This window comes from Mesorhizobium montanum, assembly GCF_033977145.1.
Taxonomy (GTDB): Bacteria; Pseudomonadota; Alphaproteobacteria; order Rhizobiales; family Rhizobiaceae; genus Mesorhizobium; species Mesorhizobium montanum.
This window is the reverse complement of sequence record NZ_JAVIJF010000028.1, coordinates 41,213-64,717: the sequence shown is the minus strand read 5'-3', so window position 1 is coordinate 64,717 and position 23,505 is coordinate 41,213. Positions and strand designations below refer to the sequence as shown.

22 protein-coding genes and 2 pseudogenes are annotated in these 23,505 nt (G+C 58.6%); 15 read left to right on the top strand and 9 right to left on the bottom strand.

The window, feature by feature from the left end:
• The first annotated feature begins 92 nt into the window (after positions 1-92).
• The 4 genes from RFM68_RS29535 to repC all read left to right on the top strand — a co-directional run bounded on the left by RFM68_RS29535 (position 93) and on the right by repC (position 3,382).
• The gene (locus RFM68_RS29535; protein WP_320223329.1) at positions 93-1,145 is read left to right on the top strand and encodes an LLM class flavin-dependent oxidoreductase; all 1,053 of its coding nucleotides are present in this window, start codon (positions 93-95) and stop codon (positions 1,143-1,145) included.
• On the top strand, positions 1,145-1,768 hold the full coding sequence (locus tag RFM68_RS29530; RefSeq protein WP_320236511.1) for a nitrogen fixation protein NifQ: 624 nt from the start codon (positions 1,145-1,147) through the stop codon (positions 1,766-1,768). The genes RFM68_RS29535 and RFM68_RS29530 overlap by 1 nt, the downstream gene beginning before the upstream one ends.
• Before the next feature lie 283 nt (positions 1,769-2,051).
• Positions 2,052-2,821, top strand: a protein-coding gene (locus RFM68_RS29525; RefSeq protein WP_320236510.1) for an IS5 family transposase whose coding sequence is annotated in 2 segments (ribosomal slippage) — positions 2,052-2,372 and positions 2,375-2,821 — 768 coding nt in all. Because the reading frame shifts where the segments join, the coding sequence is not laid out codon by codon here.
• A gap of 102 nt (positions 2,822-2,923) precedes the next feature.
• Positions 2,924-3,382 carry a replication initiation protein RepC gene (gene repC / locus RFM68_RS29520; RefSeq protein ID WP_320215375.1) on the top strand — a complete coding sequence of 153 codons (459 nt, stop codon included), beginning with the start codon at positions 2,924-2,926 and terminating at the stop codon, positions 3,380-3,382.
• Between the two features lie 167 nt (positions 3,383-3,549).
• On the opposite strand, the gene RFM68_RS29515 is transcribed toward repC, so the two are convergent.
• Complete coding sequence (locus RFM68_RS29515; protein ID WP_320215374.1) at positions 3,550-4,668, bottom strand: ATP-binding protein; 1,119 nt, start codon at positions 4,666-4,668, stop codon at positions 3,550-3,552.
• A gap of 295 nt (positions 4,669-4,963) precedes the next feature.
• On the opposite strand from RFM68_RS29515, the gene RFM68_RS29510 reads away from it, so the two are divergent.
• Complete coding sequence (locus RFM68_RS29510; protein WP_320223326.1) at positions 4,964-5,620, top strand: helix-turn-helix domain-containing protein; 657 nt, start codon at positions 4,964-4,966, stop codon at positions 5,618-5,620.
• Positions 5,621-5,638: 18 nt separating this feature from the next.
• Here RFM68_RS29510 and RFM68_RS29505 read toward each other — a convergent pair.
• Positions 5,639-5,749, bottom strand: a pseudogene (locus RFM68_RS29505) (integrase); the annotation flags it as partial.
• A gap of 210 nt (positions 5,750-5,959) precedes the next feature.
• Here RFM68_RS29505 and RFM68_RS29500 point away from each other — a divergent pair.
• The 5 genes from RFM68_RS29500 (at position 5,960) to RFM68_RS29480 (ending at position 11,404) form a co-directional block, all read left to right on the top strand.
• Positions 5,960-6,772: a hypothetical protein gene (locus RFM68_RS29500; protein ID WP_320236509.1), complete on the top strand. Its 813-nt coding sequence runs from the start codon at positions 5,960-5,962 to the stop codon at positions 6,770-6,772.
• Positions 6,769-7,413, top strand: a complete 645-nt coding sequence (locus RFM68_RS29495) for an RES family NAD+ phosphorylase (RefSeq protein ID WP_320236508.1) — start codon at positions 6,769-6,771, stop codon at positions 7,411-7,413. Before RFM68_RS29500 ends, RFM68_RS29495 begins: the two co-directional genes overlap by 4 nt.
• Before the next feature lie 477 nt (positions 7,414-7,890).
• Positions 7,891-8,454 (top strand): cold-shock protein, encoded by a 564-nt coding sequence (locus RFM68_RS29490; RefSeq protein ID WP_320236507.1) that lies wholly within the window; start codon positions 7,891-7,893, stop codon positions 8,452-8,454.
• Between the two features lie 470 nt (positions 8,455-8,924).
• On the top strand, positions 8,925-9,374 hold the full coding sequence (locus tag RFM68_RS29485) for a Ros/MucR family transcriptional regulator (protein ID WP_320215370.1): 450 nt from the start codon (positions 8,925-8,927) through the stop codon (positions 9,372-9,374).
• A 1,169-nt stretch (positions 9,375-10,543) separates the two neighbouring features.
• On the top strand, positions 10,544-11,404 hold the full coding sequence (locus RFM68_RS29480; RefSeq protein ID WP_320236534.1) for a cytochrome-c peroxidase: 861 nt from the start codon (positions 10,544-10,546) through the stop codon (positions 11,402-11,404).
• 56 nt (positions 11,405-11,460) lie between these two features.
• Here RFM68_RS29480 and rpoN read toward each other — a convergent pair whose 3' ends face one another.
• The 4 genes from rpoN to RFM68_RS29460 all read right to left on the bottom strand — a co-directional run bounded on the left by rpoN (position 11,461) and on the right by RFM68_RS29460 (position 14,749).
• Entirely contained in the window at positions 11,461-12,909 is a 1,449-nt protein-coding gene (gene rpoN, locus RFM68_RS29475) for an RNA polymerase factor sigma-54 (RefSeq protein ID WP_320236506.1), read from the bottom strand.
• 70 nt (positions 12,910-12,979) lie between these two features.
• Positions 12,980-13,513, bottom strand: a complete 534-nt coding sequence (locus RFM68_RS29470; RefSeq protein WP_320215367.1) for a peroxiredoxin — start codon at positions 13,511-13,513, stop codon at positions 12,980-12,982.
• The gene (locus RFM68_RS33705; RefSeq protein WP_430694974.1) at positions 13,513-13,953 is read right to left on the bottom strand and encodes a transcriptional repressor; all 441 of its coding nucleotides are present in this window, start codon (positions 13,951-13,953) and stop codon (positions 13,513-13,515) included. Before RFM68_RS33705 ends, RFM68_RS29470 begins: the two co-directional genes overlap by 1 nt.
• Positions 13,954-14,533: 580 nt before the next feature.
• On the bottom strand, positions 14,534-14,749 hold the full coding sequence (locus RFM68_RS29460; RefSeq protein WP_320236504.1) for a transposase: 216 nt from the start codon (positions 14,747-14,749) through the stop codon (positions 14,534-14,536).
• Between the two features lie 357 nt (positions 14,750-15,106).
• Here RFM68_RS29460 and RFM68_RS29455 point away from each other — a divergent pair, with 357 nt between their 5' ends.
• A complete protein-coding gene (locus RFM68_RS29455) occupies positions 15,107-15,493 on the top strand; it encodes a hypothetical protein (RefSeq protein WP_320236503.1) in 387 nt (128 codons plus the stop codon).
• Entirely contained in the window at positions 15,465-16,145 is a 681-nt protein-coding gene (locus RFM68_RS29450; RefSeq protein WP_320236502.1) for a nucleotidyl transferase AbiEii/AbiGii toxin family protein, read from the top strand. Before RFM68_RS29455 ends, RFM68_RS29450 begins: the two co-directional genes overlap by 29 nt.
• Positions 16,146-16,827: 682 nt before the next feature.
• Here RFM68_RS29450 and RFM68_RS29445 read toward each other — a convergent pair.
• The 3 genes and pseudogenes from RFM68_RS29445 to RFM68_RS29435 all read right to left on the bottom strand — a co-directional run.
• Positions 16,828-17,694 (bottom strand): nucleotidyl transferase AbiEii/AbiGii toxin family protein, encoded by an 867-nt coding sequence (locus tag RFM68_RS29445; RefSeq protein ID WP_320236501.1) that lies wholly within the window; start codon positions 17,692-17,694, stop codon positions 16,828-16,830.
• Positions 17,684-18,310: a type IV toxin-antitoxin system AbiEi family antitoxin domain-containing protein gene (locus RFM68_RS29440; protein ID WP_320215364.1), complete on the bottom strand. Its 627-nt coding sequence runs from the start codon at positions 18,308-18,310 to the stop codon at positions 17,684-17,686. The genes RFM68_RS29445 and RFM68_RS29440 overlap by 11 nt, the downstream gene beginning before the upstream one ends.
• Positions 18,311-18,399: 89 nt before the next feature.
• Positions 18,400-19,012 (bottom strand): annotated as a pseudogene (locus RFM68_RS29435) (tyrosine-type recombinase/integrase); the annotation flags it as partial.
• A 320-nt stretch (positions 19,013-19,332) separates the two neighbouring features.
• On the opposite strand from RFM68_RS29435, the gene nifH reads away from it, so the two are divergent.
• From nifH to nifK, 3 genes are all read left to right on the top strand, one after another.
• Positions 19,333-20,226, top strand: a complete 894-nt coding sequence (gene nifH, locus RFM68_RS29430) for a nitrogenase iron protein (protein ID WP_320215360.1) — start codon at positions 19,333-19,335, stop codon at positions 20,224-20,226.
• A 95-nt stretch (positions 20,227-20,321) separates the two neighbouring features.
• Positions 20,322-21,824, top strand: a complete 1,503-nt coding sequence (gene nifD, locus RFM68_RS29425; protein ID WP_320215359.1) for a nitrogenase molybdenum-iron protein alpha chain — start codon at positions 20,322-20,324, stop codon at positions 21,822-21,824.
• Between the two features lie 133 nt (positions 21,825-21,957).
• Positions 21,958-23,499, top strand: coding sequence for a nitrogenase molybdenum-iron protein subunit beta (gene nifK / locus RFM68_RS29420; RefSeq protein WP_320236533.1), 1,542 nt, complete (start codon positions 21,958-21,960; stop codon positions 23,497-23,499).
• Positions 23,500-23,505: the final 6 nt, after the last annotated feature.

Here is a 23,505-nt window from a genome sequence, read left to right as displayed (position 1 = left end):
CAAGGGCGAGATCGAGGCCGCGGCCAAGGCGCCTCGCGCGCACCCAGAACATCTCCCGATGGCTAGCTCCGTTCTGTAAACAGGGAAACACCATGGAATTCGCAACCTTTATCCTGGCCGCCCAGCGCGGATATCACCAATCGTGCGAGAGCGTTATCCGCAACTCCATCGAACAGGCCGTCGTTTCGGAGCAGGCCGGCTTCGATACCGCGTGGTTCGCGGAGCATCACTTCAACAATTATAGCCTCATTCCCTCGCCCTTGATGATGGTGGCGCACTGCGCCGGGGTCACGAGTACCATTCGCCTTGGCACTGCCGTGTGCGTGCTGCCGCTCTATCAACCGCAGCGCCTGCTTTCCGAGATCGGCTTCGCCGACATTGTTGCGAATGGCCGCCTCGAGCTTGGCGTCGGCTCGGGATACCAGCAATTCGAGTTCGAGCGCTTCGGCGTCAATATCGATGAGGCGCCAGCGGTCTTTTCGGAATACTTGGACATCCTTCAAAAGGGCCTCAACCAGAACATCTTCGAGCACGACGGTCAGTATGAGAACATACCCCCCACGGCGATTTCGGTGCGCACCGTCCAGAAGCCGACCCCGCCGATCTGGATCGCCGCCGGGACGGCCCGCCTGGGCCGGGCCTATCGTGAGGGACACAATCTTTTTGTGACGGCATTCCATAACGGATTAGAAACTTTGCGCGTCCTGCGCGAAGCCATCGAGAAGGCCGCGGCTGCCGAAGGCAAGAATGTCACGGACGCCAAGATATCTTTGCTACGTTGCTGCTATGCCAGCGACGACGAGGCAGAGATCAATAGCTATCTCGACAACGCCCGCTTCCAGCGCCGGCTGTCTGAAGCACTGCATCAGCGTCGCCAGCAGAGCCTGGACGGCTATCTGCTAAAAGAAACGCCAACGCAGCAAGATTTGTCATTCGCGACGATGCGCCGGAACCTGCCGATCGGCAGCGTGAATCGAGTGGTCGATCGCCTGTTGGAAGAGATCGATATCTTAAAACCCAACCAGATCGCAATTCAGACCCAGTTGGGGGATTTCGACCAAAAGACGATGCTGCGCCAGATCGAGCTCTGGGGAGACAAGATCATCCCGGCGGTGAACAAGTCGCTCGCTCATCAGGGCGGTTGATGGGACAAAACATCGCCCACCACTGTGGCTGCCTCTGCGCCGGCCAATCGCCGCGGTTCAAGCTGGAGTTTGATCAGCATGTGCTTGCCTGCGTGCTTTCGTGTGCACTCGAGGAAGTCGAGGCCGGCGAGGCGACGGCGACGGAGGCAACCGGTCTTTCGCGCGCCGAGCTGCGCGATGTCCTGGCCAGCAGCTTCCCCACTTTCCCCTTCAAGGCCTTCGCCCTGGAAGAGATGGGCGAGCCCGAGCCGGACCCGGAGGAAGAACTTTTGCGCGAGCTGCTCCTGGCCCATGCCCTGCCGGGCGACCCGGCAAGCGCCCGGTTTGCCAAGATCATCGCCCGGCGCGCCATGCGCAATGACCATCTCTGGCAGGACCTTGGCCTTTTCAATCGCACCGAGCTCAGCCGCCTGCTTGCCATGCATTTTCCGACGCTGGCGGCCGGCAACACCCAAAACATGAAATGGAAGAAGTACTTTTACCGCAAGCTCTGTGAGGCCGAAGGGTTTTCGCTATGCACCGCGCCCAGTTGCCGGGAATGCAATGATCTCGCAGGCTGCTTCGGTCCGGAGGAAGGTGAAAATCGCCTTGCACGAATCAAAAATGGATTTGCATTGGATTAAGAGCCGCTTTCGTCAGTGTTATGAGGCAGCCAACCTTGATCGCCATCGAGCCGTAGGCACTTTTCCCGGCGACGTTACACGGGAGGAGGGGACCTTCATCGCATGATCGCGGTGAGCGATGGTCGATTCGACTCGGGTCGAGATCTTCTTGTTTCGGAAGCAGGGGCGATCATATTTGACTAACCAAACGAACGGGCGCATGACCTGTTCCTAGGCCGCAAACTCATAAACTAACTACCGCTTTGTGACGAGTTCTGATTCAAGGCTTCTTTTGGAGGCTTGAATGCGTCGTTACGAACTGAGCGACTTCGAATGGAGCATCATCCACCCGCGTCTGCCCAACAAGGTTCGCGGTGTTGCCCGGGTTGACGACCGCAAGGTTTTGAATGGCATCCTGTGGCGGTTCCGGACCGGATCGCCCTGGGCCGATGTGCCGGAACGCTATGGCCCCTACACCACCTGCTACAACCGGTTCGTGCGATGGCGCAAAGCCGGGGTCTGGGATCGGCTGCTGGCGGCGGTTTCCAAGGCTTTCGACGGCGAGATCATCATGATCGACTCCTCTTGTGTCCGCGTTCACCAGCACGCTGCCACGGCAAAAAAGGGGGCGCTGACGATGGTTGCATGGGACGTTCCCGCGGCGGCCTCACGACCAAGATCCACGCGCTCGTCGATGCCGAAGGCCGGCCGATCGACCTCGTCCTGACGGCCGGACAGGCACATGACGGCAAACCCGCCGCCGCCATGCTCGACGCCCTCCAACCCGATGCAATCCTGCTCGCCGACCGCGCTTACGACAGCGATGCTATCCGCACGCTCGTGGCGGAGCGAAAAGCGTGGGCGAACATCCCGCCGAAGAAGAACCGAACCGGCAGTTTTCCCTTCAGCGCATGGATCTACAGGCAGCGCAATCTCGTCGAGCGATACTTCAACAAGCTCAAGCATTTCAGAGGCATAGCGACCCGGTATGACCGCGACCCGCAAAACTTCCTCGCTGCCATCAAACTCGCTTCAGTGCGCATCTGGTTGAAAAGTTATGAGTCTGCGTCCTAGCACTATCGGGTCACATCTAGTCTCTTAGAGACATTAGCACCCCATAGAATCACAGACCTAAGGACGGCCTGTCTCCACAAGGAGCCGGCCGCGACGCCGAGCATGACGACAACGTGCGCAGCCTGCCACAACGGGACGTGCCGTTGGTGCTGGGCGCCTGCCCATCGCAAATTACACGAAGGGGGCGCAAATCCGGACTTGGCGGGACTTGCAGCCGTTGCGGACAGGGCGCGGCCGACTATTGGGGTCAGCCCAGGCGCCTGGCAGGAGGCGGCGGAGGTCATGGGTTCACAGAATGCGTCGATTACCCTGGCTGCGATCCTGCAACGGGCCGAACGCATCCGCAGTTGTGGCGGCTATCTGCGGGATCTCACGGAAAAAGCGCGGGCGCAGAAATTCTCTGTGTGGCCCATGGTCACCGCGTTGCTCAACGCCAGAGTCGGGGCGCTGGAGAAGGCTGCTGCCGGAAAAGGTGCGGAGGAATCCTCAGCAGCGCAGGAGCGCGGCGGGTGCCGTGGGGCAGCTCGCTGGATATCAGCGACGCGCTGCGCGACAGCATGAAGAAAAAGGGCTGGTGATGATGTCCCGGGCTGGATCGCCGATGCCGCCATTGGCAATGAGCTCGGAACGGAGAGCGTGCGGTCGATCAGGTCCTTGACCCAGAATGGCCGCTCGGCCGGCCTGTTCGACCTTTCAGCCGGTTCGTCTGAGGCCTTGCTGATATACGACTATGACTGTTCGCCTAGCAGCGATGCCAGTTGTGTGAGCCCGACAGCTTCTATTTTCGGGGCCATCGGATAGGACTCGGTTCCGGCGTACACGACGAAAGTGCGGTCGGGCTGAACATCTTCCAAGGCCATATGCAGACCCTTTCCCAGCGAAGGAGACAGGCTGCGTTTTATTTCGATTGCCCAGACGCCGCGATTGGCTGGAAGCTGGAGGACAAGATCGATCTCGGCTCCGGCCGCGGTGCGGAAGAAGCTTGCGAGGGTCCCTTCGGGCGCCACCGATACAAGATTCTCCAGAACGAAGCCTTCCCAACTCGCGCCGACGACCGGGTGGCCGGCGAGGCTGTCGGCCGTCTCTATGCCAAGCAGGGCATGTACGAGCCCGCTGTCGCGGACGTACACTTTCGGTGTTTTGACGAGGCGTTTGCCCGTATTGGCGTGCAACGGCGGCAGCCGACGGATCAACAGCAGGTCCACAAGCAGATCAACATAGGACGAAATGGTCGGCGCGCTGACCGAAAGGTTGGCCGCCAGGCGTGACGCATTCAGCAGGCCCGCCTGATTGTGGGCAAGCATGGTCCACAGCCGTTCGAGGGTTTGCGCCGGAATCCGCGGGCCGAATTGCGGCACGTCGCGCTCGAGATAAGTGCGGATGAAATTGCGTCGATACGCGAAGCTGTTGGCTTCCGAATGTGCAAGAAAACTGTCCGGGAACCCGCCACGCAGCCAGAGACTTTCAACCGACAGCTTTTCAGAAGCGATCTCGAGCGCGTCCAGCGGTGTCATCTCGACATATTCGATGCGGCCGGCCAGGCTTTCGCCCGATTGACGCAGCAGATCCATCGAGGCTGATCCCAGAAGCAGGAAACGACCGGTGCGGCGTCCGCGCCGGCGTCCGGCGTCGATCAACCCTCGAAGCTCCTGGAACAACTCTGGCATTCGATGGATCTCGTCCAGGATGACCAGACGGTCCTCGTAGGCGCGCAGGAACAGTGCTGGATCCGACAACTTGTTCCTGTCCTCGCGGGACTCCAGATCGAGATAGAGCGCATCCAGGTCTTCACCAATCTGCAAGGCGAGCGTTGTCTTGCCGACCTGGCGTGGGCCGATGAGGGCCACAGCAGCTTGACGGGCAAGCGCCTGACGAACTTGAGGTAGCACACGGCGGCCTATCATCCATGCAAATTAAAAGTCGCGTTTTAAGATTGCAAGGATAAAGAGCTGGATACCGCACAACGGAGGCGCGCAGCAAGCCGTGTTCCGATCACTCCGCACGGTCACGCCGGAAATGGGACCGGATGGCGCGCGCGATCGATACGTCGGCGGCAGTCAGACATTGACTTTCATCCTTTCCGCTCCCATGTAGTAACCCATTGGGTTATATGACTGCATCCAGACAGTTGCCGAGACACCATTGTTCATCAAGCAGGCAGCTGAGCTGTTCAGTGAGGATGAGCGAAAGGAACTGATCGACTTTCTGGCCGCCAATCCGAAGGTTGGTGATGAGATTCCCGGAACCGGCGGTGTGCGAAAGGTGCGGTTCGGCGCCAAAGGCAAGGGCAAGCGCGGCGCGGCACGCGTCATCTATTATTGGTACAGCGATGACGCGCCGATCTACGCGCTGTTGGCGTACGGAAAGAACGAGAAAGTCGATCTAGAGCCCGACGAAGCCAAGGCGGTCGCGGCATTCGCCAAAGCGATCAAGGCAGCTAACAAGGAGCAGGACATGAGCGAGATGACGAAGTTCGGCGCCGATCTGATCCAGGCGATGTCGGAAGCTTTGGCTCACGCGCAAGGCAAGGACGTTCCCGGCATCAAGGTCCACAGCGTGGACGTTGGCGTTGTGGACGCAAAAGCAATCCGCAAGAAGCTCGATCTTACACAGGACGAGATGGCAACCGTGCTGGGGACCAGCCCATCCGGCTACAAGAAATGGGAGCAGGGGAAAAGGCAGCCGAGTGGCGCTGCGCGCACCTTGCTTCGCATCATGAAGAAAGAGCCCGAGGCCGTGTTGCGAGCCCTGTCGTCCGAGAAGGAGACGACCAAAGAACTTCATGGTGCATCGCACTGAGCAGGGGAGGGGCTTTTTCTACAGCCCGGACGCCTTGGTTAGTTGGTCGCGCCGCCGCTGATACTTTCGCGTCATTTCGGCTGAGGCATAGCCGAGCTGTTTTTGCACATGCGGTTCACGCAGCTCTGCCAATTGATTGTCCGTCCAGATTGGTGCGCGATCTGTATGTCGCGATGCGACGGGACCATAGGATAGCGAGTGCCATCAGGGTAGGCCCCGACATCCCCTCGGTAATCTCTCTCATGCGTTTGACAAGAGGCAGTCGCGGCACACTCTTGCATTGGACGTCGCGTGACATACGTGATATGAGTGTGCTCATACGCAATCTCACGTGATGTCATGCCCGACGCTCTCTTCTCATCTTTCCTCATGGTCGACCGACCGCATGCGCCGATCGGCGGACGGCGCACGTCGGGCGGCGCTAGGGCGCAGGAGCGCCCTAGCCGCACCGTCGATCGCGAGCTTCTTGTCGGGGCGATCCGTCGCGCGCTTCAAGAAACAGTGCCGGCGGTGGCGGCGCCAGCAACTGCGACCTCGACAGGATTCGTGGATCTCGCTGCCGCGGCCGCCGACATCGCCCTGGGGCACTCCGTCGTCCTTCAACTCAAGCCCGACCTAGACCAAGGACGCCGAAGCGCGGTGCGCTCCTTCCTTGAAATAGTCGTCCGCGTGAGTGCCACGCTTGACGAAACACGCCTCGAGTCGGCGATCAGCAAGCTCGCGGAGGTCCTCCTGCCCGATGAACTCGCCGACGCGCGCGGAGCATTGGCCTCGGACAACCTCGAGCTCCGTGATCGATTCGTCTCGGAGGTTCCTCAGCTCACGAGCGCCGAGATCGGAGCGCAGGCGGGGCTGAAGACCAAGAACCTCTATGCGACCGCAGCGCGCTGGAAAAAGGCCGGCAACATCTTCTCGGTCCAGCACCGAGGCAAGGAGTATTTCCCGGCTTTCCAGTTCCGCGAGGGACGGCCGCACCCGACGATCAAGAAGGCGCTCGGGGCACTCCCTCCCCGGCTGTCTGCGTGGCAACGTGCCTTCTGGTTCATGTCGACGAATGGCTGGCTGGCCAACAAGGCACCCGCCGATATGCTCGACGATCCGCAGTCAATCATCGCAGCCGCTGAACGAGAGGGCGAAGAGGTGGTTGGGTGAGCGTTTCAAGCGTACGCCCGCCGCCTTCTTCCTTTCCGAGCATTAACACCCAAAACGTCACGAAAGGCACGGTCCTCCATCGCACGCACGGCTCCAGTTTCCGGCCGGCGCAGTTCAACCCATGCATGGGTCAGCCGACGCGATTCGCTCCTTTTCAAGACTCCGCAGGCGCATGCGTACCGACGCTCTACGCGGCGACATCGCGGGAGGCAGCGGCTTTCGAGTCGATCTTTCACGACATCGAGCCCACTGCCGTCTTCAAGACAGTCCGCCTCGACGTCATCGAATCGCGCAGCGTAAGCCGCATTGCGCCGAAGCGCGATCTGCTCCTGGCCGGCCTGTTCGCGCCGGATCTCAAGGTGTGGGGCATAAGCCGCGGCGATCTCATCGAGACGCCGAAATCGACCTACGGTCAGACTGTTCTTTGGGCTCAAGCGATTCACGGCGCCAGAGCGGACGTTGACGGCCTGCTTTGGACATCTCGACAGTGCGACCCGGACCGATGCGTAATACTGTTCGAGGATCGTGTCAGCGAAGGAGATTTCCAGGTTCACGACAGCATCGAGGTCGGCGCCGACGCGGACCTGTTGCTCGAGATCCGAGCTTTCGGCCTGCGCGCCGGCATTACCATCATTTCGTAGGCATGCGTTAATGTCGAAGACACATGCTCCGCGGCCGGTTGGCCCTCCTCACGAGACATGTCTTTCTCGATACCGAAGTCCACAGACGAGCTAGGGGGGCGCGGGCATCCCGAAAAATACCTACGCTCGATCAGGGCGAGATCGTGAAGAGCGGCAACTCCCAATAATCGAGCGGAACGCGTCTCAACCATGGCGGATCGGTCCCGGAATAGAAGCGCCGTGGCGACGCATTCGCAACGATATTGCAAAGAAGGATATCCAGTGGTTAGAAAGCGAGGCCCAAAGCAAGTGAGAGCCCTCTGCGGAGTCTGGTTGATTGAACCGCGCCCTGCTGTCCGGCTGACAATTCTAGCTTGTCGCTGATCAAAGATGGATGGCGCTTTTGAAGAGCTGACACTTGCGACCGAAGCCCCAAGCGACCGCCCATCCGTGCCAACCTTTTTGGTGGCCAGCACCATTTCCTTCCCCTGAGATGACATGAGCAGATACAAGGATTACCGCAAGCCCCGTCGGCGTCGAGATGACGACGGCCCGTTTCCTTTTCCAGAAGAGGACCTCGTCCCAAGCTTCTTTCATCAAACGTCACCTGCGACGGCAAAGCCGGTAGACGCAGAGGTCAAGTGGTTCAACGCAAGCAAAGGTTTTGGCTTCGTCAGAGTCTCGGACGGAAGGGACGCCTACCTGCATATTCGGGCATTGGAAGCGGTTGGAAGGAGCAGTGTCCCAGAGGGAGCGCGGCTCAAGGTCACCTTGGAGGAGACGCGAAAAGGCCATCAGGTCGCGCAAGTTCTGGAGATTGCACGGGAGACGGCCAACACTTCGACATCCGCGCCGGAAAGCGCCGGCACCGTCAAATGGTATAACGCCGAGAAAGGCTTTGGCTTCATTGCTCCTGAAGCCGGCGGAAAGGACGTATTCGTCCACGCCTCAACGTTGGCCCGCTGTGGAGTGAGCGAGCTCGTGGAGGGACAAAAGGTCTTTATCGAGTGCGCGCAGGGCAAGAAAGGTCTGGAGGTGCAAAGCATTCGTGTAGTTGCTTGACGACGGCCCAGCCCTTTTTGTTGAACGCGCGATGGTGAGCCATTCACTGCGCATAAGCACATCAGAATGGCGCGTTTGTCGCGGTGCTCGATCCTCATCTTTTAACGAGGGCCGATATGGTTCATTTCGTGCTCACCGTCGTTGGCATGGTCGTTCAAATTGAGGTTGCGGTTTATCACGGAACGCGGGCGCGACGGAAATCGAACAACGTAACACCTATAAGGTGGCAAACAGCGGCTTGACAGGGATTATCATGGTACTGCTTGCCGACGGTCTCAGCCCAGCAGGAATTGCCAAACTGGTCGGCTGCTGCAAATGCAGTTTTATCGGATCATTCAAGCCTTCAATGAATCTTCTGCTGCGATAGCCAGAAGTGGTGGACTAACGCCGACATAGGCAGATCATGCTGGCCTTCCCCGACAAAGCCGGTAAAAGAGTTCCCCGTGTTGTCACGGAATAGGAGTAATTGAATGCACGAGGACACCGCAAATAGCCGAGGCCTGTTGATTGAACTTACGGCAGATATTGTATCTGCCTATGTCAGCAAAAACGCCGTTCCCCCCGCGTCACTGCCAGAGCTTATCGCAAGCGTGAATTCGTCATTGTCGAATCTTGGGCAGGCGGTCGAGCCAGAGAAGCCAGCCCAAGCGCCTGCGGTTAATCCGAAGCGGTCGGTGTTTCCCGACCACATCATCTGCCTAGAGGACGGCAAGAAATTCAAATCGCTTAAGCGTCATCTCAACGTCCACTACGGCCTGACGCCCAACGAATATCGCGAGAAATGGGGATTGAAGTCCGACTACCCCATGGTGGCGCCGAACTATGCGGCCCAACGGTCGGCGCTGGCGAAGTCGAGCGGTCTCGGCCACAAGGCTGTCAGCAATCCCGAAAGGAAGTCGGCGGCACGCAAATCTCGGTAGTGGGCGCAATGCCTCCCCCAGGTCGATGCGCCATAGGGTGGAATTGACCGGCCAAACCTGTAAGGCCTTCAAATCCGACATAGCCCCTGCGCACAGCCGAAGCAAACTCGGAGGCGACAAGGACGCCGGCAATCCTTTCGTAGCAAGTCCTGCTACGGCCAAGTGATAGCCGGCTGGTCCTGTGCAATCGCGGCCGATCGCGTCACAGCGGCTGCCTGGCTGCTTGAGCTGCGCGGCCAGATCGCTAGGCTCGACTGAGACGCGAACTCTATCGCCGGGGTTCCTTGGAAGGTCTGCGCGGCCTTGAAGACCGCTCGATTTCGCAGGCGAAGTCCAGATAAAATTGCCGGGGAGGGCTTTGAAGACGAAGCCGAGGCGGTATTGCGGCAGCGACTCCGGTCCTCGCCGCCATCGACGTCATAACCGAGTGTACAGATAACTCCGCAGCCCCAGGCGGCAGACTTAGAGTTCGACGCGGCTGATGAATAAACACCCGCGCCCGCCGTGATTAGGAGCGGTCGCCGCACAAACTCCCGACTTTTCCGCTGTCGATTTTGTCGGATTGGCGACAACTGTAGCTCGACCGAGACAGGCTCTTCGAGCGTAACCGCTGCAAGTTTGAGAAAAATCTCGGTTGGCCTGAAATGGCATGATCCTTGTTGTTTTCCATTCGATGTGATCGCCGCGGGCAAGAACGCGACGGGTCCGCTCGCAAAACCCAAATGGAGAAAAAGGATGATACGACCGGAAAGAGACTCAATCTTTGGTCAGCCTCAGATTCGCCTTAAGGGGCGCGAGGGCTTCGCCCCGAAAGTCCCCGTCTTGGGCATTCATGCAATTCAGGAATGACTTCCAACTCTAGTTGCGAAGACGCGGTCCGGGCGCTGCGGTAGTTCGCTTGAATCCCTAGAAAGCTTCATCAAAGCAATAGTGGGTACTTACGTCGATGGGCTTGGTTAAGACATTTATTGTCTCCGTCTTCCGCTTGGCGGCGGGATTGGCGTTTGTATGTGCTGCACTCACAGGCTGCCTGCTTGCCTCCACGGCCATGGGGCAGGACAACCTGCTGGATGTTGCGAGATCGCTGTTTAGCCCCATTCCCAAGCGTGCTGCAGACCTGGACGGCAATCCGGCGACCTTAGAGAAGCTCGAGTTGGGCAAGATGCTCTATTTTCGAACCGCGGCTCTCGCAAGCACACAACATCAGCTGCAACACCTGCCATCAAATCGGCCGTGCTGGCGGCGATGGCCGCTCCACCTCTATTGGCCATAACTGGCAGCGCGGCGGCCGCAATGCGCCAACTGTATTCAACGCGGTGTTCAACATCGCTCAGTTTTGGGACGGACGGGGAGCGGATCTGACGGAGCAGGCCGGCGGCCCGATCTCCAACCCAACGGAGATGGGGACCACTCCCGGGCACGCCGTCGAAGAGCTCAAGGGCATTCCTGGGTACGTTGAGGCGTTCGGCAAAGCCTTCCCTGATGAAATCGATCCCCTCAGATATGACAACATCGCGAGAGCCATCGCCGTGTTCGAGGCGACGCTGATCACGCCTAACGCACCCTTCGACAGGTATCTCGAGGGTAACGAAAACGCGCTCACCACTGAACAGAAGGAGGGGCTCAGGCTTTTCACCGACAAAGGATGCTCGTCTTGCCACAACGGCATCAACCTCGGTGGGAGCATGTACGCTCCTTTTGGGGTGGTCGAAAAGCCCGGCTGGGAGTTCCTGCCGCCTGACGACAAGGGACGCGTCGAGGTGACACGGAAGGTGGATGACGACTATGTCTTCAAGGTCCCTACCTTGAGGAACGTTGCACTCACCGCCCCCTACTTTCACAGCGGCCATGCATGGGATCTAGAGCAAGCCGTGGCGGTGATGGGCACGACCCAGCTTGGTACGCAGCTGAGCCCTGAGGAAGTCGACAAGATCACCGCTTTCCTACAGGCGCTCACCGGGGACCAGCCGAAGGTCACCTATCCCACCTTGCCGCCGAGCGTCGCGACGACACCCCGGCCGGCGCCGTGACCGCATAATCCTTCGAGGGCGGCTAATAGAAGCCGAGAAAGGGCCAGACGCCTGCTTCAATCTTGATCGCCAATGAGCCATAGCCGCTTTTCCCGGCGCCGTCCCACGGAGGAGGGGATGTTCATCGCCTCGCGATATTTTGTGACGGTGCGGCGCGCAACATTGATGCCGGTTTCCTTCAGCCGGACGGCGATCTCGTCGTCGGAAAGCACGTCACCGGGCGATTCTTGAGCAATTATCGCTTTGATCCGATGGCGGACAGCTTCGGCGGAGTGCGCGTCGCCGCCCTGGCAGGAGGCAATCGCGACGGTGAAAAAATACTTCAGTTCGAACACCCCGCGTGGGGTAAGCATATACTTGTTCGAGGTCACCCGGCTCACCGTCGATTCATGCACGTTGATCGCCTCAGCGACAGTCCTGAGATTGAGAGGCCGCAGATGGGCCACGCCATGTTGGAAAAAGGCATCCTGTTGGCGCACGATTTCAGTCGCAACCTTAAGAATCGTCTTGGCCCGCTGATCCAGGCTGCGGATTAACCAATTCGCGTTTTGCAGACATTCGTTCAGAAACGCTTGATCTTTCGAATTCTGGACGGTGTGTCGCGAAACTTCTGCGAAATAGGTTTGGTTGATCAAAACTTTGGGCAATGCGTCCGGATCAAGTTCGATCTGCCATCCACCTCCGGGTGAGGGCGTGACCCAGACGTCGGGTATGATGGATTCGGGCGCTCCGGATTGGAATCGGTTGCCAGGCTTGGGATCGAGCGCACGGATTTCATGCAACATCTCGAGAAGGTCTTCTTCATCGACGCAGCAATGCTGCTTCAACGCCTGAAAATCGCGTCTGGCAACCATCTCAAGGTTCGCAACCAAGGCGGCCATCGCCGGGTCGAACCGGTCTCGCTGACGCAACTGGATCTCGAGACATTCGCTGAGAGTACGAGCAAAAATTCCAGGTGGATCAAACTGCTGCAAGGTTGCGAGAACCCGTTCCACATCCGTCTCGCGGGCGTCCAGTTTGCCGGCCAGTTCCACAAGGTCCACCCGAAGATAGCCCGTATCTTCCAGATGGGCTGCGAGCTCGCCGGCAATCAGCCGCTCCTGTGGTGTGAATGCAGTGAGCGCGATCTGACCAGCGACGCGGTCGTGCAAGGTTTCGGTGCAGGCGGCAAACTCGTCCAGGGCAGGGCGACTATCCGCAGGGGTATTCGTCGTGTTGCGCAGCGATTTCCATTCCCCCAGTCGCTCGGCGGCCGCCCCGCTCGTCGGCCTATCCGTGTCTTTTTCGCGTGCGCCGGTGGACTGATCTGCCGAAATCGGCACGTCGCCAAGAGCCTCACCGTCGTTTGAAGCTGGCTCCAAAAGCGGATTTTTCTCGAGTTCCTGCTCCACAAATTGATGCAGTTCGGCGCGAGCCAGTTGCAACAGGCGAATCGACTCAATGAGCTGAGGCGATGCCACCATAGATTGCTTCTGGCGTTGAAGCAGCCTTGCCGAGGACAGCATGTTGTACGCGAAACTCCGATCGAGGAGGCGCTTGGCCGTGCGTTAATGGGATTGCCAGACGCTCACTTAATCATGCGGCGGCCTGCAGTGTTTCAAGAACGTTCTGCGGGGACGAGACGGCATAGGGATCGGTCTCGCAGTTGTCGGAGAACCCTTCTTCCTCGAACCATTGCTCCACCGCACCGTCGTTGATCAGGGCGGCGTAGCGCCAGGAGCGCATTCCGAAGCCGAGATTGTCCTTCGCAACCAGCATACCCATTTTGCGCGTGAACTCGCCTGAGCCGTCCGGGATAAGCTCGACCTTCTGTAGCCCCAAGGACTTGCCCCACGCATTCATGACGAAGGCATCGTTGACGGAGATGCAGTAGATTGCGTCAATTCCTTCCTTCCTGAACTCGTCATAGAGCTTTTCGAAATTGGGCAGTTGGTAGGTCGAGCAGGTCGGGGTGAAGGCGCCAGGCAGCGAGAACAGGATGACGCGCTTGCCATCGAAATAGTCGTCGGATGTCTTGTCTTGCCAGCGGTATGGATTTGGCCCCTCGACGGACTCATCGCGAACACGCGTGCGAAAAGTAACGAAGGGGACCTTCTTCGTGATGGTCATCAAGTAGCTCCTTTTAGAAGAAACCTGGCATGGCTTCTCGGTTTGGGCCGACGCAACGTCGACTCGGCAGGCATGCCGGACATGAGATGAAGGCCTTGGCGGCTTCCAAATCGCTCTTCCATCCGGTGGTACGGGAAGGCCTTGGGCCCACCCTCTTCGTCATCCGAATGGCCTGGCCAATATGAGTGATTTGGGCGGGATCGAGCAACCCTTTTGCGGCAAGTGGCGCTGGAAGGGATGTGGATGACTGGCTGCTTGTCGTCGAGGAGAAAGTGGTGGTGATCGACAGTGTCAATCTCGAAATAGCCGTGTGGCGCCGCAACGTTGAGGTCGCGCAAGAGTCTCGCTTCACGAAAGTGGTTCTGCGTATTGTAGATGGTTGCCAGTGGCGCGCCGACGTCGGTTGGAGTGACCCCTCGATGCAGTGCTTCGGCATTCACATGCTGATGAGGACGGGCAAGCAGCAATTGGGCGCATGCCGCGCTGTTGGATGTCGGCCTCCGACCACACCTGCGCAGAAAAGCTAGCGAGCACTGACGCCTGGAGGGGACGACCTCCCGATGTTTATCCGCAATAGTCACCGTCGCCTCAAGCGCTTGTACGGAGTCACCAATGGTTCACTCGTCGCTTTGTTTGTGGTTCGATGGTTCTAATGAGCTGTCGCAAATGCCGTGCCATCTGACTTGCAGCAGGGATGGAAGCGATTTTTACCTTGAGTAGAGGGACCTGCTTTCGGGGTCGCCATGGAGGAAAGGCTTCCGTCTAAGACGGCGATCTCATCGGGCTGAACTTGTAACACCTCAAGCAGCTAATGCTCGGGAAACATACAAGGCGTTTCCACGTGCGACGAACCTTCTTGTGTCAGAAGGTGGACGAAAATGTCGGAAGCTCTACCAAGGGCAGGGCTGGGCCGCGAGAAGGGAGAAGTGGTGGAACGGAGACGATACTCATGCTGAACCCGAAGCGCAGCTTCGTCCGCGCGTAGCCGAATGGGAAAGGGCCGGACTAAGTTCGTTCATGTCAATGAACTCTGCGCTCTCTTCGGCACGTCGGTAAGAACTCGCGGCGGCAGCCAGAGCACTTGAAAGCGCGCCTGCGGAGCGCGTAGCAGCCGAGAAGGCCGCAATGCGGGCAGACGGGCTCGCCATTCGTCTTTGGCCAGCGGAAATGGCAGAAGGTCGTGTAGGCTTCCTCCTCGTCAATTCGACGAGATCCTGGATGGGCATGTCCCGGCATGCCAGGGACATCAGGAAATGCTGCTCGTTCGGTAATTCACACCCCCGCGTTTCGTTCTCGGATCGCGATGGCTATCTTCGAACCACACCGGACCCTCCAAAATCCTGGGGGTCAGGCGGTGCGAGGGAGAATTAGAGGCCTGGGGTTCAGGTTCAGGCTCCTGGACTGGGCAGTCGTCGATACGCAATGGGCGAAGCGGCGGCCGTGGGAGGCCCGAGCGTCGTATGCTTATCCCCTCAACATGGGGCGGGCCCTTGGATATGGCGGCGGGAGTCGATCGGTTCCTTGCATTTTGGGCTGACGATCGGAACGGGTCGTTGTGCCGCGGTGAATTCTATTGTGAGGCGCGATGCCAAATTGCCCGTGGTCGACTTTGTCGGGCGAAAGAACTATATACCCAGCATGGTTCGCGCGATTACGAAGACCCATATCATTGGCGCTGCTGAAGGCTTTTCAGCAGTGGACGGGCTTGTATTGGCTACGGTCAACGCGCCCTACAAGCGGGATATCAGCGTAGCGGCGCTGCGGGAGTGTATTGCCAAGGCCAAACTGGACGACTGGCCCGTCCATGTCGCCACTTTCTTCACAGACGTGGAGCCTTTTCTCGTTTTTCAGTTTGCAAGCGCTCACGGTATCTCTAAATCCAAGCTCGCCAAGGCTTACATGGCAACGAAGGCCGCGACGGGCGAGTACAATCCGGATTTGGAGAGCGAACTTGTCTCACTGGCGCCTTCTCCTCGATAGAGCAGTAACAGGCCTCGATCGACTCCGCGCGAAAGGGCAACCCGTCCCCGATTGGGTGCTCGGGGGCGGTACCGCTCTGATGGTCCACACTGGTCATCGCCTGAGCAAGGACATCGACGCTTTCATCGATGACCCCCAGTATTTGTCGATCCTTTCGCCCCGATTGGGTGGCGAAGGCATCTGGGATCATCAGGCATATGATGAGGCGGCAAACTACCTCAAACTCATCTACCCAGAAGGCGAGATCGATTTTATCGTCGCGTCTTACATTACTGATGTGCCAACGGGGCGAACAATCATTGACCCGACTGAACTTAGTCAGCGACTTTCCCATTCGATTGAAATCGAACACCCGGTGGAGATAGCCTTAAAGAAGCTGAACTATCGTGGCACTTTGTTGAAGGTCCGCGACATATTCGATATCGCAGTAGTGGACCACCTATTCCCGGATGTGCTGCAGGACAACCTACGTTTCGTGTCGCATTTGAAGGCGGCTATTGGCACTAGGTTAATCAACCTCCAAGAAGATTATGTTCGCAATGAATTGGGGGAACTCAATATTGCTGAAGAATGGCGACCTATTGCCGACGTCTGCCTCGATCGCATGAGGGAGATTGCGGAGGCTATTCCCGAGCCCAAATCCACGCCATAGCCAAAGCCTTCAGGTAACTGGCCCTTCGAAGAAGACGCGTCGCCTGCCGCTGAATAATGCCGAAGGGATTTGGTGGCATTGCTACCGAATAGCGCGAATTTCTAGAGTCTGCCGCTCATTAAGGAGCTGAAAATCATCGTATTTTCCGGCGTACCTCATTTTGCCTTGAGCGATATCTCCACCGACAGGGTTTCGGTGTACAGGCGCGACGCCGGAGTTCAATAGCTGCTGGATCGCCAGAAATTCAACTCGAAATTCTGCGCTCGAATTGATGGCGGCACCGTGCTTGGCCAAGAGGCAGCCTTGGAGAGAAAAGGCCCGCTGCCGGGAGGAGGTGGCAACGGGCCCGATTCGAAAACGGCACTAGAGGGGGTGTGCCGCATTCAAGATCGGCATCGCATCGAGAGAGTTGATGGCCGACACCCTCATAGTAGCTTCCGCGTCAGATATTGCAACGCACAAATGTCATCCCGCAATGCAATAAAAGCATCGGCCTAGCGAAAAAGCACTTCGAAGTGCTATGTCGACAGGTCGACACCTCCGCGCCCCAAGCTGATCCGCTGCCGTGGCAGCCGATCGATCCGTAACGATTTCGAGAGCCGTGAACCGCCCGTGGAACAAAGCAAGTCCGAGCTTTATGTCCAAGGGCCGCCGGCCGGCCAATGACGCTCGAAACCGTCGGCTAAGGCTGCAGCCTGGAGCGGCGGAAAAACGAACTCGCCAATCGCGACGATCGCGGCCGGGAGATTCGGTGCTGCAAGAGAAGCGGTTCCCTTCCGACGAACGCCGTCCATTGCCTTGCCTTCTCGCTGTCCTCGGCAAAAGCGGTACTGAGTCCAAGCGGAGTCTCCGTTGGCAGTAGCGTGTCACGGCGTTCAAATGTCGCTCGGATTGCCTGGACCAGCGATCCACCTTCGAACGCGAACAGCCGCGACAGCGCCAGCAGGTCGTAAAAATCCTTCGTGCGACTGTTCGCCTGGCCAAGCACGACGATTGCCTGGAGTTTTTCGGCAACCACGGTTTCCCTGGGATAGGCTCTCAGTCGAGGACCCTCGGCCGACAGAAGCGACGGAAACTCCAGTTCCTGCGCCGTCGGCGTAACAGCGTCACCAAAGCCGATGTCGACTTGTATCGGGATCCGGGTCCTCCCGAGAAACGCTGTCGTCTGCACCCTGACGCCGCCATATTGCTGGCCTTCACGGATCACCTCGACGCTCAGGCCGTTCGCATCGTACACCAGTCCGTCTCTTTCGGCCTCGATCCGGCAAATTGTTTCGAAAACGGATCGGATCGCCGTTACGGCTGGATTGCCGAATCCAAGAAGATCGAGGTCCTGCGTAGGGCGAAACGGATCGTTGAGCCACGCTGTGAAGAGCATCGCGCCCTTCAGGATGAACTGATCTCGATGCGGGGAGATGCTCAGCCGATAAAGCAGCCTCTCGATGGCGTATCTTCTCAGGATGAGCTGATTGTCCGTCTGTTTGTCCCGCGCGATGTTGCGGAGCCGAGCAAGAATCGATGCTGGAAGATTCGCCGGCCTATCCTTCATCAGCAACTGTGCTTTCAAGATAAGGACGAACGACACTCCAGATGCGCAGCGCCTGCGCATATCGGGCAATGTCGTCGGGCCTGGCCTTTCTGGACCGCCAGCCCATGCGGAGCGCTTCCATTGCAACGTCGAGGCCGACGGCATTACGGAAGCGGAAGCAGTCCACGATCGACTTGGCCGGATCAAAGATCCGGACAGGTACCGAATCGATGGTGTAGGTCTTGACGCCAATGGTGAGCGCCTTTTCGCCGAAGCGAGCAACCCGGATCGGCGGATAGTCGATCGTCGGCTTGCGGTCCTTGGAGCCGATTGCGATCCAGACGCTGCGCGGAAGCTGCAGCGTGATCTCATGAAACTGGAGCGCCGATACGAGGCAGATCACGCCTTTCGGAACTCGGGTTGCGATCTCGGCCAGGGAATGAGAAATGTCGACGTCGGCATCCGCGCGTTCGTAGAGCCCACGTGAGGGGCGATGGAGGATGCCCTCGTCTACCAGACGCGCAAGTGTAGCCGGATTGATGCCTCGGCGTTTCAGATCCGACAGGCGCATGATCCCGTGGTGCTCAATCAGACTGACTGCAAGGTCGCGCTGAGAGGTTTCAAGGGATCCGGTCATGTATCAAACTGTCGGCAATTACAGGTAAGTTCCGACATTCTATTACACCGGAGAGGGGAAGTCGGCAAGCAGCCCTTCCACCGTTCTGTAAACGTGGCTCGAGACATCGGCGCGTCAGCATCGTAGCGCGATGGAAGAACATAGCGTGAGTTCCCGGCGCATGTCCTGAGTGCGATCATGATATCGACGGATTGGCGCGACAGATAAACATTATGAGGCTTGGAGCGCTTCATGCGCTCTTTGGGAATGCTCCACACGGCAAATCGACTTCATCCCAGACCGCATCCTGCAATTCGCTTTTTCGAACCATGGTCAGCAGTATGAGTCGCAGGCCCAAGCGGATCGTCGCGCCATGCAGGATCACGAACGCGAAGATCTGCTTGACGATGTCGCGGACGTGGATAGCCGTTGCCGGTGCTCCTCGATCCTTCACTTTCTTGCAGAGCCCCCGGCGATCGTCCGGCGAGATCTCCTTGAGGAGCCGGTTTCTCCAGGTCGGCACAATGTCGCGGTCGAAGATCGCCCGGCGCATGGCGCGTGTACTGTCAGCCATACGCGCTTCCTGAACCAACGCTCCCCGAACTCACCGAAACTCTTGGCTTCCTTCAAGCGGCGCTTCTGTCGCTGCTTCTCCTGCGCAGGCGAGATTCCCTCCCCGACCATGCGACGCTCATCGAGACACCACTCTCTCGCGCGGGCGATTTTCCGGGGAGGCGTGCCACTCACGAGGAGTGGACGACAGCGTTTGTGCCTTTCGGTCCCGGCGTGAGGTATGGCTGTCATATTTACGCTCTCCGACAGGTTTCGTTGGTCTTGTCAGGTTCGCGACACGGGCTCGGTTAGCCATTCCCTTATTTTGCTCAGGTCAAATAACTGAAAAGGAAGAACAAAAAACTTTCTTCGATCGGTCAATAAAATTGGCACGAGTTTTGAACCTTGCATTACGAGGCGGCGAAAAAGCTGCCGACCGGCATTCATGTCGCGGGCAGCCGCGATGAATGGAACGAAGGAAGGAAAGCTACATGTCAGGTCTGCGTCAGATCGCCTTTTACGGCAAGGGCGGCATCGGCAAGTCCACCACCTCCCAAAATACGCTCGCCGCCCTTGTCGATCTCGGGCAGAGGATACTCATCGTCGGCTGCGATCCCAAGGCCGACTCCACCCGCCTGATCCTGAACTCGAAGGCGCAGGATACCGTGCTGCACCTTGCTGCAAAGGAAGGTTCGGTGGAAGACCTCGAACTCGAAGACGTGCTCAAGATCGGCTACAGAGGCATCAAGTGCGTGGAGTCGGGCGGCCCCGAGCCGGGTGTAGGCTGCGCCGGCCGCGGCGTCATCACCTCGATCAACTTCCTCGAGGAGAACGGCGCCTACGATGATGTCGACTATGTTTCCTACGACGTGCTCGGGGACGTGGTGTGCGGCGGTTTTGCAATGCCGATCCGCGAGAACAAGGCTCAGGAAATCTACATCGTCATGTCCGGCGAGATGATGGCGCTCTATGCCGCCAACAACATCGCCAAGGGCATTTTGAAATACGCCCATTCGGGCGGCGTGCGGCTCGGCGGCCTGATTTGCAACGAGCGCCAAACCGACCGCGAGCTCGACCTCGCCGAAGCACTGGCGTCCAAGCTCAATTCCAAGCTCATCCATTTCGTGCCACGCGACAATATCGTCCAGCACGCCGAGCTCAGGAAGATGTCGGTGATCCAGTATGCGCCGGACTCAAAGCAGGCCGGGGAATACCGTGCGCTGGCCGAGAAGATCCATGCCAATTCGCGCCAGGGCACCATCCCGACCCCAATCACCATGGAGGAGCTCGAGGACATGCTGCTCGACTTCGGCATCATGAAGACAGACGAGCAGATGCTTGCCGAACTCCAAGCCAAGGAAACGGCGAAGGCGGCCGCACTGTAACAAGCGTTGTCGACTTGAGGTGCGGCCTTGACCAAGCGCGCCTTTGTAACGGCGCCTCGCCGGTGAGGCGTCACACGAACCTTGAAAGGGGTCCCATGAGCCTGGAATACGAAAATGACGGTGCTCTTCATGCGAAGCTTATCGAGGAGGTGTTGTCGCAATATCCCGACAAGACGGCGAAGCGCCGCAAAAAGCACCTCAACGTTGCAAAGAGCGGGGACGAGGCCGGCGAGGAAGGGGAGGTCCTTTCCGAATGTGACGTCAAATCGAATATCAAGTCCATTCCCGGCGTGATGACCATTCGCGGCTGCGCCTATGCCGGCTCAAAAGGCGTGGTGTGGGGTCCGGTCAAGGACATGGTCCATATCTCGCACGGCCCCGTCGGCTGCGGGCAATACTCCTGGTCGCAGCGCCGCAACTACTATGTCGGCACCACCGGCATCGACACCTTCGGGACAATGCAGTTCACCTCCGATTTCCAGGAGAAAGACATTGTTTTCGGCGGCGACAAAAAGCTGGAACAGATCATCGACGAGATTGAAGAACTTTTTCCGTTGAACAAGGGCATCACCGTGCAGTCCGAGTGCCCGATCGGCCTCATAGGCGACGACACCGAAGCGGTTTCGCGCAAGAAGGCCAAGGAGATCGAAAAGACGATCGTGCCGGTGCGCTGCGAGGGCTTCCGCGGCGTCTCGCAATCGCTCGGCCACCACATCGCCAATGATGCGATCCGCGACTGGGTGTTCGAGAAGAGGGACGTCGAGTTCGAGGGTGGCCCGTACGACGTCAACGTGGTCGGCGACTACAATATCGGCGGCGACGCCTGGGCTTCGCGAATCCTGCTTGAGGAGATCGGCCTGCGCGTGGTCGGCAATTGGTCGGGCGACGCCACGCTCGCCGAGATAGAGCGCGCGCCGAAGGCCAAGCTCAATCTCATCCATTGCTACAGGTCTATGAACTACATCTGTCGGCACATGGAGGAAAAGTACGGCATCGCTTGGATGGAGTACAATTTCTTCGGTCCCTCCCAGATCGAAGCCTCCCTGCGCAAGATTGCCAAGCATTTTGGGCCGGAAATCGAGGAGAAGACCGAAAAGGTGATCGCCAAGTACCGCCCCTTGGTCGACGAGGTAATCGCCAAATACCGACCGCGCCTCGAAGGCAATACGGTGATGCTCTATGTCGGCGGCCTGCGCCCCCGCCACGTCATCACAGCCTACGAGGACCTCGGCATGGTGATCGTCGGCACAGGTTACGAGTTCGGCCACAATGACGATTATCAACGCACTGCTCACTACGTGAAGAACGGCACGCTGATCTATGACGACGTGACCGGTTATGAGTTGGAGAAGTTCATCGAGGGGGTTCGCCCTAATCTCGTAGGCTCGGGGATCAAGGAAAAATACCCCGTGCAAAAGATGGGCATACCGTTCCGTCAGATGCACTCCTGGGATTATTCGGGGCCCTATCATGGCTATGACGGCTTTGCCGTTTTCGCCCGTGATGTGGATCTTGCCATCAACAACCCGGTCTGGGGCCTATTCGAGGCGCCTTGGAAAAGGCGTCCGAGCCGTGGACGGGCGATGGCTGCCGAATAAATGCCAGGCCCTTAGCCTGGTCTTCCCAAGGAGACGATAAACCCCGCGACCCCGTGATACGCGGAAGACCAGAAACGTTTGATGTTCCTGTCCCGCCGTATGGCGCGGTCAGATAGAAAAAGAGGTGACCACCATGCCGCAGTCGGCCGAAAAAATTCTCGACCATGCGCCCCTCTTCCGCGAGCCGGAATACAGGCAGATGCTGGCCGAGAAGAAGCTGAATTTCGAATGTCCGCACCAGGATCAGGTCGTTACCGATCAACGCGAGTTCACCGAGACCTGGGAATACCGGGAAAAAAACTTCGCTCGCGAAGCGCTTGTCATCAACCCCGCCAAGGCCTGCCAGCCGCTCGGCGCGGTGTTCGCGGCCACGGGCTTCGAGCGAACCATGCCCTTCGTGCACGGTAGTCAGGGTTGCGTGGCTTACTACCGCTCGCACCTGTCGCGCCATTTCAAGGAGCCTGCTTCGGCGGTTTCTTCCTCGATGACCGAAGACGCGGCAGTGTTCGGCGGCCTGAAGAACATGGTCGACGGGCTCGCCAACACGTATCAACTCTATGACCCGAAGATGATCGCCGTATCGACGACTTGTATGGCCGAGGTCATTGGCGACGACCTGCACAGCTTCATAGAGAACGCGAAGGAAGAAGGCTCGGTCCCGCGCGACTTCGACGTGCCCTTCGCGCACACGCCGGCCTTCGTCGGCAGCCACATCGACGGCTATGATGGTACGGTCAAGGGCATTTTGGAACACTTCTGGAAAGGCCATGAGCGAACGGAAGCCCCAGGGACGATCAACATCATTCCGGGCTTCGACGGCTTTTGCGTTGGCAACAACCGGGAACTCAAACGCCTGCTCGATCTGATGGGCGTGTCCTACACGTTCATCCAAGATGCCTCTGACCAGTTCGACACACCATCGGACGGCGAATACCGCATGTATGACGGCGGCACGAAAATCCAAGACGTGAGGAACGCACTCAACGCCGAGGCGACACTTTCGCTACAGCATTACAACACCCGAAAGACGCTGGAATATTGCGAGGAGGTCGGCCAGGCCACAGCCTCGTTCCATTACCCGCTGGGCGTCCAGGCGACCGACGAATTCCTCGTGGAGGTCTCCGCGATCTCCGGCAAGGAAATCCCCGAGGCAATCCGACTGGAGCGTGGCCGACTTGTTGACGCCATGGCGGACAGCCAATCGTGGCTGCACGGCAAGAAATACGCACTCTACGGCGACCCGGACTTTGTCCACGCCATGGCCCGCTTCATCATGGAGACAGGCGGCGAGCCGACTCACTGCCTCGCCACCAACGGCACGAAGGCGTGGGAAGACCAGATGAAGGAGCTGCTTGCATCCTCGCCCTTCGGCAAGGAGGCTCAAGTCTGGGCGGGCAAGGACCTGTGGGCGATGCGATCGCTGCTCTTCACCGAGCCCGTGGACCTGTTGATCGGCAATTCCTATGGCAAGTATCTGGAGCGCGACACCGGCACGCCGCTGATCCGGCTGATGTTTCCGATCTTCGACCGGCACCACCACCATCGCTTTGCGCTCATGGGCTACCAAGGCGGGTTGCGCGTACTGACGACAATCCTCGACAAGATCTTCGACAAACTCGATCGCGAGACAAGCGAGACGGGGGTGACGGACTATTCTTATGACCTCACCCGCTAAGAGCGG

Bases quoted from the DNA above. Each gene is read 5' to 3' on its own strand.
- RFM68_RS29485 (WP_320215370.1), top strand. From the start codon at position 8,925: ATGCACGAGGACACCGCAAATAGCCGAGGCCTGTTGATTGAACTTACG.
- RFM68_RS29490 (WP_320236507.1), top strand. From the start codon at position 7,891: ATGAGCAGATACAAGGATTACCGCAAGCCCCGTCGGCGTCGAGATGAC.
- nifK (WP_320236533.1), top strand. From the start codon at position 21,958: ATGCCGCAGTCGGCCGAAAAAATTCTCGACCATGCGCCCCTCTTCCGC.
- RFM68_RS29460 (WP_320236504.1), bottom strand. From the start codon at position 14,749: ATGCCGGGACATGCCCATCCAGGATCTCGTCGAATTGACGAGGAGGAA.
- RFM68_RS29470 (WP_320215367.1), bottom strand. From the start codon at position 13,513: ATGACCATCACGAAGAAGGTCCCCTTCGTTACTTTTCGCACGCGTGTT.
- nifD (WP_320215359.1), top strand. From the start codon at position 20,322: ATGAGCCTGGAATACGAAAATGACGGTGCTCTTCATGCGAAGCTTATC.
- repC (WP_320215375.1), top strand. From the start codon at position 2,924: ATGACGACAACGTGCGCAGCCTGCCACAACGGGACGTGCCGTTGGTGC.
- rpoN (WP_320236506.1), bottom strand. From the start codon at position 12,909: ATGCTGTCCTCGGCAAGGCTGCTTCAACGCCAGAAGCAATCTATGGTG.
- RFM68_RS29535 (WP_320223329.1), top strand. From the start codon at position 93: ATGGAATTCGCAACCTTTATCCTGGCCGCCCAGCGCGGATATCACCAA.
- RFM68_RS29500 (WP_320236509.1), top strand. From the start codon at position 5,960: ATGCCCGACGCTCTCTTCTCATCTTTCCTCATGGTCGACCGACCGCAT.
- nifH (WP_320215360.1), top strand. From the start codon at position 19,333: ATGTCAGGTCTGCGTCAGATCGCCTTTTACGGCAAGGGCGGCATCGGC.
- RFM68_RS29445 (WP_320236501.1), bottom strand. From the start codon at position 17,694: ATGAAGGATAGGCCGGCGAATCTTCCAGCATCGATTCTTGCTCGGCTC.
- RFM68_RS29530 (WP_320236511.1), top strand. From the start codon at position 1,145: ATGGGACAAAACATCGCCCACCACTGTGGCTGCCTCTGCGCCGGCCAA.
- RFM68_RS29440 (WP_320215364.1), bottom strand. From the start codon at position 18,310: ATGACCGGATCCCTTGAAACCTCTCAGCGCGACCTTGCAGTCAGTCTG.